Annotated in this window: 6 protein-coding genes; 2 read left to right on the forward strand and 4 right to left on the reverse strand. The window is 52.2% G+C overall.

Features of this window, described 5'->3' with window-relative positions; translation table 11 throughout:
- From Q6A51_RS27080 to Q6A51_RS27095, 4 genes are all read right to left on the reverse strand, one after another.
- The coding region (locus Q6A51_RS27080; protein WP_405046192.1) for a hypothetical protein at window positions 1–2,258 on the reverse strand (2,258 nt) is incomplete at its 3' end.
- A gap of 269 nt (window positions 2,259–2,527) precedes the next feature.
- Entirely contained in the window at window positions 2,528–5,830 is a 3,303-nt protein-coding gene (locus Q6A51_RS27085) for a hypothetical protein (RefSeq protein WP_304576166.1), read from the reverse strand.
- 67 nt (window positions 5,831–5,897) lie between these two features.
- On the reverse strand, window positions 5,898–8,306 hold the full coding sequence (locus tag Q6A51_RS27090; RefSeq protein WP_304576167.1) for an immunoglobulin domain-containing family protein: 2,409 nt from the start codon (window positions 8,304–8,306) through the stop codon (window positions 5,898–5,900).
- Window positions 8,307–8,498: 192 nt separating this feature from the next.
- Complete coding sequence (locus tag Q6A51_RS27095) at window positions 8,499–10,883, reverse strand: hypothetical protein (protein ID WP_201020673.1); 2,385 nt, start codon at window positions 10,881–10,883, stop codon at window positions 8,499–8,501.
- Window positions 10,884–11,167: 284 nt separating this feature from the next.
- Between Q6A51_RS27095 and Q6A51_RS27100 the strand changes: the two genes are divergently transcribed.
- Together Q6A51_RS27100 and Q6A51_RS27105 are read left to right on the forward strand one after the other, a co-directional pair.
- A complete protein-coding gene (locus Q6A51_RS27100; RefSeq protein WP_201020672.1) occupies window positions 11,168–11,671 on the forward strand; it encodes a hypothetical protein in 504 nt (167 codons plus the stop codon).
- A gap of 48 nt (window positions 11,672–11,719) precedes the next feature.
- The coding region (locus Q6A51_RS27105; protein WP_304576168.1) for a hypothetical protein at window positions 11,720–11,987 on the forward strand (268 nt) is incomplete at its 3' end.

Consider the following 11,987-nt stretch of genomic DNA (forward strand, 5'->3'; position numbering starts at 1 on the left):
TTCGCTCGCGGAGCGATTTCGGATAAATGAATGACCCCATAACCTGATTGGGTGCCCACGCCATCGAAATAGCTGCCCTGAATGACCGTATAAGGCTGGGTGATCACATCCGGTGCCTTGAAGTTGCCCAGTGCATCGATGCTGCCATTACCAGTGGCCACGCTCCATTGCACACTGCTGGCCTCATCCTTCTGCCCGGGCAGGGACATATGTAAAGAGGCGGATGGCGCAAGCCCCGGATGAAAGGCGGGTCTGACATCCATGGGCAGTACGCCATTGATCAGCAGCACGGTACCCGGGCACCTGGCCTGAGTGCCGGAATCAATTGCCTCAAGGGTTACCGGTAGAAACTTGCCTGAGGGCAAGGTGGTTGGGGGCGTATAGGTCGCTTGATGGCCGTTGGCCGAAAGCGTTCCTTGCTCGGGGGGCAGGGGAGCCCAGGTCACCGGGTTGCCGCTGAGGGTCGAGACCTTGAACGTGACAGCACGAGGGGAGCGCAGGTCTATGGCATGCAGGGCAGGGGTCATTGCCATGGAGCTGGCGACGACCACCACCAGTGCCGAAGCCGTGCGCGTTGCCTCTGTCTCGGGATCGGTGTAAGTGGCGGTAACCACGTTACGGGTGGTCTTGTCTTCAAGTTGCCCGACCGAAGGCGCGGTGTACAAGCCTCCTGTATTGATGACTCCCTGGGAGCGCGAGCCATCGATGTCGCGAACACTCCAGGTGATATTGGCAGCCCGTGCGCGATAGAGCAGTTCGATAATTTCAAACTGCAGGTTGTCACCGGTTTTGATCGTCGTGTAAAGCGGCTTGAGGCTGAACGAAGTCAGGGTCGGGTCGATTTCCCCGAACATGGCCAGGTCGCCGGGCAAGTAGGCTTCTTTCAGGATCAGGGCATTGTGTTCCGGGAACAGCAGGTGGTTGATGCCGAAGAAATTTATTTCAGGGATGTCTATGGTTTTGAAGGTATCCAGTATTTGCGTCAAGATTTTAACCAGGGCTTGTCTTGCTTTCTCCATCAGGGGTTGATAAAGAGCTTCTTCACCCTCGATGCTGATATTTACGCTCTGGCTGGAAGTCGGTGACTGTACAAAGTTCAGGGTGTTTTCAACGGCATTCAGTTGGTTGTCAAAGATAATCGAAAGCGTATGTTCAAGGGTGACATTGACATCCTTGTGTTCGTCCCACCATCCGGCGATATCATCCCAATAGTGGAATACTTCAGTGCTGGTTCCATTCCATTCCAGTGCAAGGCGAAAGTCAGGTCTGACGAAAATGGATAGCTTTTGTGAGAAGGGGATATGCAGATCGTTTCTTATGAAGTGGAAGTTTTCTCTGCCATGATCGTACTGGATGTCGATGGGTTCTACTTCAAACTCTCCAGCAATCGCAATCAGTCGATAGTCACCTGTTGACCCGGTATCTTCTTTTACCTCAAAGTTCAGCCCGCGTTCAATGTGGCTTTTCATGTAGGGAGCAATGAACCAGTGCATGATAGCCTGGCGGGAAATGAGCAACGAGCCGGAATACTTCGAGCGCTCCTCGCCCGTCACCTTGTCATCGGGAATCAGGTAAGGAAACTCGCTCTCGTTTGTCGGCAACGTGCCATCGTAAAAATTGTTCTTGGTGCGAACAAACAACACCACGGCACCATCACCATAACTGTCCGACTTGAGATTCTTTCCTTCAGGGGCTGCCTGAGTCAGGATATAAAAGTCCTTGGGGGCCAACAGGTCATCCGCATTGAAGTCCAGCAACCCCAGTGAATAGGTTTGCTGTTCCGTCGGTAACTCATCGAATCTGGCCTTGAAGAAATTGCCTATCAGCGTCGGGCTGACGCCCAGATCAATCAGGTTGGCCGTGAACTCTGTGGCCTTTGAAATATCCAGAATGACTTGAGAGCTCTTGTTGATGCCTCCTACCACTTTTCTCAGTTCAATATCGGCGTTCAAGCGGTAACCATGCTGTTCGGAAATATTGAAACTGGAGAGCGCTCGCGCAGGAGAACCGGGGGCATTGCTGTAATGAGTGACCGTGCCGCCAACGATATCCATATTCAGGCGTGCCCTGGAGTCCCTCAGTGATGCATTTTCAAACGAGAGGCGCGGGGCACTCAGAATGATCCCGCTCAGTTCCAGGGTTTCAGGCCCTTCCAGTTGCACAGTGCCGCGGATCGCGGGCAGGAAGCTGTCTGTACTGAACCGCGCGATATGCTGTTGTGCCAGAAGATGGTTGGCCTTGGTACGGTTGAAAGACACAATCGCTCCCCAGCCTCGGGTATTGGTTCTGCCTTTAAGTATCTGTAAAAGTGAGTTCAGTGAATTTGCCATATCACACCTCGATGACTCCTTGTTGCTGTAGCAGGTCAGCAGAACTCTTCGTGACCCTGGTGGTTGTCTGCTGTTAGACAGGCCGGTCAACGACTGATCTGACAGTGTTCACCCAGGAGCAAGCAGGGTATAGAGAATGCTTACTCCGTTAATTGATGTTGTTTTTTCGGCGCTCCCGACAGGGCAGGAGCGCGCGATCAATTGGTTGCAATGATCATCAGTTCATTACGGTCGCTCGGGGACTTGAATCGCACGGTAAGTTTGTGCAGGTTCCCGTACTCATCAATCAGCTTCAGTTTCATCGGCTGGTCAAAGTCACTGTTATTGTTGAACGCAAAGTCTGAACGCCGATGCAGGCTGATCAAGACGGCCCCCAGAGGCGCTTCCTTGCCGGGAATGACATCAAGGCTTGGGCGTAACTCAGGTTCAATGGTCTGCATCAATAATGGTTCAAACAAGAGTGTTCTACTGCCGGGCAGTGCGTAGCCGGTGTAACTGCCCATGAGCTCCGCATATTGACGGCTTTCCCACTGAACCATACTGGCGGTGCTGTCAAACTCGACGGTGACGAACTTTATATTCTGGACGGACTGTTTGAACCTCAGGTAGTAGTAATCAATGGTGTTGAGGTTGTAATCATTGTCTGCTTCGCCCACCACCCGGACGTGCTCAAACTCATAACTCTCTATGGCATAGCTGGGCACGGTTCTTGGTGTGATTTCTATGATGTTGTGTTTTTCTTCGGAGCCATCCTGTTCAGTCGAATTGAATTCGGCCTGATCGGCGCGGGTCAAGGCAACGGCTATTTTTAATGGTAGCGGGCTGCGTGTCTGGATATACAGAGATTTGCCACTGCCATCCAGAGCCTGTGGTTCACTGGTTCGGGAGGGGTCAGGGGGATAATACAGATAAGCGTTTCTGGACTCATTGACGCCCCATTGTTTTCCCTCGGGCGCATCGGCGGGTATACCTTTTTCACCGATATAAGGCAGTTCATTGAGTGTGTCAGCAACGATCAGCCGCATGCTATTCAGTTCGGAGGGCGTAAGAGGCACTTCTATGTCCTGCTCGTCGAACGGCTTGACTGCCACCCGGACCTTGACTTGTTCCAGGCCATTGGCAAACAGTTTTACCGACCCGGATTGTGCCTTGATGGTGAAGTCTTCAAGGCGCACCCATTTCGCTCGCGGAGCGATTTCGGATAAATGAATGACCCCATAACCTGATTGGGTGCCCACGCCATCGAAATAGCTGCCCTGAATGACCGTATAAGGCTGGGTGATCACATCCGGTGCCTTGAAGTTGCCCATTGCATCGATGCTGCCATTACCAGTGGCCACGCTCCATTGCACACTGCTGGCCTCATCCTTCTGCCCTGGCAGGGACATATGTAAAGAGGCGGATGGCGCAAGCCCCGGATGAAAGGCGGGTCTGACATCCATGGGCAGTACGCCATTGATCAGCAGCACGGTACCCGGGCACCTGGCCTGGGTGCCGGAATCAATTGCCTCAAGGGTTACCGGTAGAAACTTGCCTGAGGGCAGGGTGGTTGGGGGCGTATAGGTCGCTTGATGGCCGTTGGCCGAAAGCGTTCCTTGCTCGGGGGGCAGGGGAGCCCAGGTTACCGGGTTGCCGCTGAGGGTCGAGACCTTGAACGTGACAGCACGAGGGGAGCGCAGGTCTATGGCATGCAGGGCAGGGGTCATTGCCATGGAACTGGCGACGACCACCACCAGTGCCGAAGCTGTGCGCATTGCCTCTGTCTCGGGATCGGTGTAAGTGGCGGTGACCACGTTACGGGTGGTCTTGTCTTCAAGTTGCCCGACCGAAGGCGCGGTGTACAAGCCTCCTGTATTGATGACTCCCTGGGAGCGCGAGCCATCGATGTCGCGAACACTCCAGGTGATATTGGCAGCCCGTGCGCGATAGAGCAGTTCGATAATTTCAAACTGCAGGTTGTCACCGGTTTTTACCGTCGTGTAAAGCGGCTTGAGGCTGAACGAAGTCAGGGCCGGGTCGACTTCCCCGAACATGGCCAGGTCGCCGGGCAAGTGGGCTTCTTTCAGGATCAGGGCATTGTGTTCCGGGAACAGCAGATGGCTGATGCCGAAGAAATTTATTTCAGGAATATCGATTTTTTTGAACAGGTTGAGCATGACGTCCATGGTCTGCGCTAATACGTCGGCCGCTTTTTCGATAAGATTTTTAGGGTCCATGGAGGTCTTGTGGATAGAAAGCTCGTAAGAGGAACCGGATTGATCCGAACGCTCGAACTGGACAGTGTTGGTAACAGGATCCAGGACCGTATCAAAGATCAGGTCCAGGTTATAAGTGAATTCAGCATCGGTATCATATTCACTGTCCCACCATCCCACCTGCTCATTCCAGATGCGAAAGGTTTCGATTGAGTTGCCACTCCACTTGAGTGCCAGTCGGAAATCCGGTCTTATGTAGATCGTCAGGTTGTTAATGAACGTGAATGAAAGGTCTTCCTTGATGAAGTGGTAGGTGTGTGGCCAGCTTTCCGTCGTTACATCAATTTTGCCGACGGAATAACTACCTGCGACAGCTTTCAGTTGATAATCGGCGTTTTCATCCTCGACATCCAGATTCAGTCCGCGACCTACAAGGTTTTTTATATAGGGTGCTATAAACCAGTGCATGATCGCCTGGCGGGCGATCAATAACGAACCTGAGTACTTTGAGCGATCCTCGCCCGGCACCTTGTCATCGGGGATCAGATAAGGGAATGTGCTCTCATCTACCGGTAATATTCCGTCGTGAAAGTTGTTCTTGGTGCGAACAAACAACACTACAGCGCCATCGCCATAACTGTCCGACTTGAGATTTTTTCCCTCAGGCGCTGCCTGGGTCAGGATATAAAAGTCCTTGGGAGCCAACAGGTCATCGGCATTGAAGTCCAGCAAACCCAGTGAATAGATTTGCTGTTCTGCCGGTAGCAAGTCGAACCTTGCCTTGAAAAAGCCGCCTATCAGCGTCGGGCTGACGCCCAGCTCAACGAGATTGGTCGTGAATTCTGTGGCTTTCGAGATATCCAGAATGACTTGAGAGTTCTTGTTGATGCCTCCCACCACTTTTCTCAGTTCAATATCGGCGTTCAAGCGGTAACCATGCTGTTCGGAAATATTGAAACTGGAGAGCGCTCGCGTCGGAGAGCCAGGGGCATTGCTGTAATGAGTGACCGTGCCGCCAACGATATCCATATTCAGGCGTGCCCTGGAGTCTTTCAGTGATGCATTTTCAAACGAGAGGCGTGGAGCACTCAGAATGATCCCGCTCAGTTCCAGGGTTTCAGGCCCTTCCAGTTGCACCGTTCCGCGGATCGCGGGCAGGAAGCTGTCTGTACTGAACCGCGCAATATGTTGTTGCGCCAGAAGGTGATTGGCCTTGGTACGGTTGAAGGACACGATTGCCCCCCAGCCCAGGGTATTGGTTCGGCCTTTGAGTGCCTGTAAAAGTGAGTTCAGTGAATTTGCCATGTCACACCTCGATTGACTCCTTGTCCCCGGCCACCACCAAGTGCGGTGGCCATTCACGCTTCCTGATTTACTGGTATGCCCTGCCTATATCCGGGTACTGCGACAAGGGCAGTGGTATGACGGTGTATCCGTAATCGATGGGTATGGGAGCGCCTTCAAATTCCGGCTCGCGAGCAAATGTGCAGGTAATGATGGCGAACCCCGGCAGTTTTTCCTGTGGTTCGGTGTAGACACCCAGTTCATTCACCGAGCCTGTGCCCCCCAGCAATGCCCAGACCAGTTTGTTGTGCGGAACGGGTATAGGCCCGCTGTCGTATTGTTTCATGAAGTTCAATTGGGCTTTGCCTTGCGCCGCCTGGGCCAGATCAACTTCTACCTGTCCGCCCAGTACCTTGTTGATCACCAGTACTTCGGCCTGGCCTATGTTGCCCTGATCGTCAGTCACTTGAATCACATCCTGGATGAACATATCTGTCGAGTTGTCGGCAGAGGCTTTATAGGTTGTGCTCTTGCCCGTAGTGGGGTTCAACTGACCACCTTGGGCCGGGTTCTTCATGGCCCATTTCAGTGGCCTGTCATCAAGAGTTCCAGCGGTAAAGCTCAGTTCGCCATTGGATTTGGTTACCGAGAAGATCGGATTCAGGGAAATGGTCTGGCTGACAATGGAGACAAGGGTTGAAGACGAGGCCGCAATACCTCGTGCTGTTGTGCCTGTCGCGGTAATGATTGCCTGCTGGGAGTCGCTGCCTTGAAGTTCCGCCACTGTAGGTGCGGTATAGACGCCCTCATTGGTGATCGAGCCGAAGGGGCTGGTGTCCCCTGGTAAACCTTGCACGCTCCAGGTCACGGTAGCTGCCGGTGCGACGCTGAATGTCTTGGTGCTGCCCGGATTCAGAATGACTTGTTCGGGTTCTATCACGAAGCTGGTCAGGGAAGGGTCGACATTGCCGAAAATGGCCAGATCTCCGGGTACATGAGCGTCTGTCAGGACCATTGAGTTACTGTCGGGAAACAGGAGATTTCGTAACAGGAATGTGTCGATGTCGGGGATCTTGATGTTGGCAATATGGTTGAAGAAATGCTCGTTCAGCTTTTCGTACCATGTTCTAAAAAATACGGCTCGATGATCGAAACCGAAAAAATTCAGCCAATCATAGTCGCCTATACTGCTCCCGGTTTCAGCACTTACGGTCGTCGAAAACTGGATGGCGCTGGTAATCGGATCTACTTCAGGTGTCATGTCTGTCTTGGTATATAGATTGAATTCAAACTGGCCGTTGACATCCGTATCGTTGCCGTTATTGACATCAACTTTCTGGTTCCAATCGCTTGTGTTATGGGCATTCCACTCTACGTGAAGAGTGTTATTCTGGGCCTTTAATACTACACCGGAGTAGGGGGCTTCCTCCGTGACTTTAATGACAGCGTCTTCCAGTAATCTCAAGGTGCTATGGTGTCCGTCAGAGGAGCTTGTAAATACTGTGCCCGCCGGTTTTACATAGTTTTCTTTCAAGGCTTGTGCATATAAGTGTAAAGCTTTGCCATCTTCATCCGTGGGTGATTTCAGTTCGTAAGTCATATTGGGGTGTTGATTGAGCACTGGCAGAATCAGCTTGCTGAACAGGACTCTATTTGAAAGCAGTACAGCACTCGAGTACTTGGTTCCGTTTTCATCATTGGGAATCAGATACTCGAAGTCGCTGTTTTCGGTAGGGGCGCCACCGTCAGTCCCGCCTTTCAATGTCACCAGCAACACTACGGCGCCGTCGCTGTAGTTGGGTGCTGCCCGGTTTTTGGCCCCAGGTGCCGCCTGGGTACGTATGATAAAATTTTTCGGGGTGAGTGTGGTGTCCATGCTTGTGTTGAGGGCACCCAGGGTATAAACCTGCAGCTCCGGTTTTTCCTTGAAGCGTTCAAGGAAGAAGTTTTTTGCATTGATGATGCTTACCTGGTCCGAGAAGAGGTCGGTATCGAATGCGGTCATTTTTGAGAGATCAATCTGTACGACTCCGGCATCTGTTACGTTGCCGGGTGCATTGATCAGGTCCACATCCATCCATAACGTTGGCCCTGCGGCTCCATTGGGCCGCATGATGGAATGAATGCCTTTGTAACCGCCGACCGGTTCGCTTTTCAGAATGGCCAGTCCTGCGGTAATGGGTTGAGTAATCTTGGCTTTGGAGTGCTCGATATCGGCATTTTCGAAAGAAATCCTGGGCAGGCCTAACTGAATGCCGAAGAAGTTAAGTTTTGAGCCTTCCTCTCCCTCGATATGCCCGTCGATGGGAGACATGTAGTTTTCGGAGGTCAGTTTTTTTATATATTGTTGCAACAGTAACGCATTGGCCCGCCCACGGTTATAAACCACAATGGCGTCCCAGCCCTGGGTCTTGGGGTTTTGCTGTAGCCAGGTCAACAGAGCGTCTCGTGATTTACCGCCTACAGCCTTTATGTGTGTGTCGTCTGGAAGAGTCATGATGGTTTCCATGTAATAAAGAGTGTCGCCTTCCGGGGAGGTTATGCATTTAATGACTAAAGACTGCTGTCGTCGTACAAAACGACGCCTGTTATAAGTTCGTGCAAACTTCGCTGTGCGGTAAAGAATCTCTACGGTCTTGTGAAAGTTGTCTACTGGCAGAAATGCCAGTGGCCTTTCAAGTTCCCTTGTTTATGGGTATTTCATTGCCTTGCCGGAATATTGCGGCAAGGGGAGTGCTATTGCGGTGTATCCATAGTCGACGGGTATGGGCGCGCCTTCGAAGTCGGGTTCGCGAGCAAATGCGCAGGTAATCAAGGCAAATCCCGTGACCTGATATTGCGGTTCGGTATAGAGGCCTGAGGCATCCACGGAGCCTGTACCTGCCAGCAATGTCCATGTCAGTTTCTCTGGCGGAACAGGGGTAAGATCGGCACCGTATTGTTTCAGGAAGCTCAGTTGTGCCTTGCCACTCGCAGCCTGGGCAAAATCCACGTCTACCTGCCCGCCGAGCTCTCTGTTGATGACCAGTATGTAAGCCTCGCCCAGGTTGCCCAAAGTGTCAGTTACCTCAATCACATCCAGGGTGAACATGCCTGAAACCTGTAGCGGTGCGGCCGTATAGGTCGTACTCAGGCCCGTTGCAGGTACAAGCTTGCCGCCTTGACCTGGCGCTCTCATGGTCCATTGCAACGGTCTGTCATCCGCTATTGCGGCGGTGAACTGGATGCTGCCTTCAGGTTTGACTACTGAAAAGACCGGGTTCAGGGTAATGGTCTGGGGGACAATCGAGACCAGGGTCGAAGAGGAGGCCGCGATACCTCGTGATGTCGTACCGGCCGCAGTAATGATCACCTGATGAGGCTTTCGGCCTTCAAGCTGCGCCGTGGTGGGAGCGATATAGACGCCCTGATTGTTGATGGTGCCGACGGAACGATTGTCTCCCGGCAAGCCTTTCACGCTCCAGGTCACTGTGGCGGCCGGTTCTACTCTGAATGTTGCGTTGCCCTCCGGCTTCAGGACGACGTGCTCGGGCTCTATGACGAAACTGGTCAGGGAGGGCGTGACGTTGCCGAAGACCGTCAGATCTCCGGGAACATAAGCGTCTGTCAGGACCATCAGGTTGTGGTCTGGGAATAGCAGGTTCCGTAACAGGAGGGTGTTGATGTCGGGGAGCGCCAGGTTTTTGGTGAACTCGAAAAGATTGTCTTTGATGACGTTACGCAAATCATCCACATAACGATTAAAGTTCTGTGCGTAGTGATCCTTTGGCATATCAATTTCGATTTGCTCGTCGGCCACGTCTTCCTGCTCAAAATGTATGACGCCGGTATCAGGGTAGATGCTGAGTTTTAAGGCCACGCTCAGGTTTGTTTTAATGTTTACTGTTTCGTCCGAGTGCGTATCGCTCAGGTCGCCTCGGGTATTGTGGTAATGCATACTGATGGGGAACGTCTTGTTTGTCCAGTTGAAATAAATAGCGTCGGAATAGGCTGTAAAGGTCGCGCCTGCCAAAGGAATTGTGATCAGGGGGGTGCTGGCGGTGACAATGTAGTTGCTGTAGTAACCATTGCAAACAAACTTGTAGTCGGACTTCGTTATCGCTCCCTGCGTGTATTCCAGGTATATATGCCCCGGCTTTCCTTGCTCATCTGTAGACGTTTTAGGGGTCAGGGTTTTTCCGGGCAGTAGAATGTTCAGGTGGTGGGTGATGAGTTTGGTGAACAAGACGTTGTTTGAAATCAGTACCGTCCCTGAATACTTGGTTCCGTTTTCATCATTGGGTATCAAGTATTTGAAGTCACTGTTTTTAGTGGGCGTTTGACCGTCCGCTCCGTTTTTCAGTGTCACCAGCAATACCACGGCACCGTCGCCATAGTTGGGGGCTGCCCGGCTAGTGGCACCAGGTGCTGGCTGGGTGCGGACGACAAAGTGTTGCGGAGCCAGGGTGGAGTCTGCGCTCTTGTCCAGGGCGCCCAGGGTGTAAACCTGCAGTTCCGGATTTTCCTTGAAACGCTCAATGAAAAACTCTTTTGCATGGGTGGCGCTTGCCTTGTCCAAGAAAAGATCAGTCTCAAAGTTGGTCATCTTCGAGAGATCAATCTGTACCACGCCTGCTTGCGTGACGTCTCCCGGCGCGCTCAGCAGGTCCACATCCATCCATAATGTGGGTCCTACTGCGCCATTGGGCTGCATGATCGAATGAATCGTCTTGTAACCGCCCGCCGGTTCGCTTTGCAGGATGGCCAGTCCTGCGGTAATCGTCTGGGTCACTCGGGCTGTCGAATGCTCGATATCGGCATTTTCAAATGAAAGCCACGGCAGACCCAACTGGATACCGAAGAATTTCAGTTTTTCGTTTTCCCCCTGTATCTGACCGTCGATGGGAGAGAGGTAGTTTTCGGCCGTCAGTTTTTTTATATATTGCTGGATCAATAACGCATTTACCCGGCCACGGTTATAAGCCACGATAGCGTCCCAGCCGAGGGTCCTGGGGGTTTTCACTAGCCAGCTCAGCAGTATATCTAGCGGGTCGCCGCCTATAGTCTTTATCGGTATATCATTTGAAAGAGCCATGATGTTCTCCCGATCATTAGGGATATCGCCTTTTATCCTGGTTATGCATTTTAGGACTCATTCATGTTGTAGCCATCCATAGTGTCATCTGCTGTAAATGCATGTCAGGCACATGAGCAGGAATGTCCGCCGTCTTCTGTCAATTGTCTACTGGTAGAAATGCCAGTTGCCAGCCATTCAACGGCTGCTAGCATCAGTCACAGTGTTGTTTTTTCTGCCTGATACTCTCTGGTTTTAAAGTATGCAGGCAGTTTTATAAAATGCTTATAACAGGAATCATTGTCATGACGCGGCGCATGTTAAAACTTCTGCCATTGATCTCGGTCATGGCCCTGTGTACTTCCATTGCCGGCCATGTTTCACAGGTGCAGGCTGCTGACGCCGATGGGCAGTTAGTGATCTTGAACAAGAAGAATGCAGATGGCAGTTACCCGATTAACTGCAGTATTCCTTTTGTTACGTCCACCATCAACTTTCAGAATAACTCATTTGATTGTGATAATGATGAGGCTTATGGGTTCAAGCTGGAGAATGTGCCATCGGCGACGTTCTTTTCATTCCACGACTCCCCCAATTGCACGGATAACGAAAACTTTTCTTTCCGTTTCAAAACCATACAGCAGCCCACCAATATGGAGAAAGGTATCGATATCGAAGAGGCCGGCAAAAAGCCGCCTGGTTCGGTTGTCGTGCCGGGAGTGATGCTGATTTTCAGCAGGGTGGATGAGCAGGTGGGTGGAAAGCTTTCGTGCGTGAAAATCGAGCGTTCTGCCGTGCCGACACCGTAATGGTTGTTCCAATCACAATGCCTTCATTTGCCTGCCGGGGATTTCTCCATGCCCACACCCACTGTCCATTCCAACGCCTTCAACTTTCTCAGCGCGCTCCAGGCCGGTGTCGACCCTCGCACCGGCCAGTACACCTGCGTCATTACCCTGCCTGAACTCAAGGCCAATCACTTGTGCGGACCCACCGTGCCCCTCAGCCTCGGCTTCAGCCCCATGAGCCCCCGCAATATCGGCTTCGGCAAGGGCTGGAGCGTGCGCCTGTCGCACTTCGATACCGTCTCGCGCATCCTCTCGTTGTCCACCGGGGAAACCTTCC

Origin of the sequence: Pseudomonas serbiensis, from assembly GCF_030580745.1 — a bacterium.
Taxonomy (GTDB): domain Bacteria; phylum Pseudomonadota; class Gammaproteobacteria; order Pseudomonadales; family Pseudomonadaceae; genus Aquipseudomonas; species Aquipseudomonas serbiensis.

Coding starts and splice junctions, on each gene's coding strand:
- Q6A51_RS27095 (WP_201020673.1), bottom strand. CDS start 10,883: ATGGCTCTTTCAAATGATATACCGATAAAGACTATAGGCGGCGACCCG.
- Q6A51_RS27085 (WP_304576166.1), bottom strand. CDS start 5,830: ATGGCAAATTCACTGAACTCACTTTTACAGGCACTCAAAGGCCGAACC.
- Q6A51_RS27100 (WP_201020672.1), top strand. CDS start 11,168: ATGACGCGGCGCATGTTAAAACTTCTGCCATTGATCTCGGTCATGGCC.
- Q6A51_RS27090 (WP_304576167.1), bottom strand. CDS start 8,306: ATGACTCTTCCAGACGACACACACATAAAGGCTGTAGGCGGTAAATCA.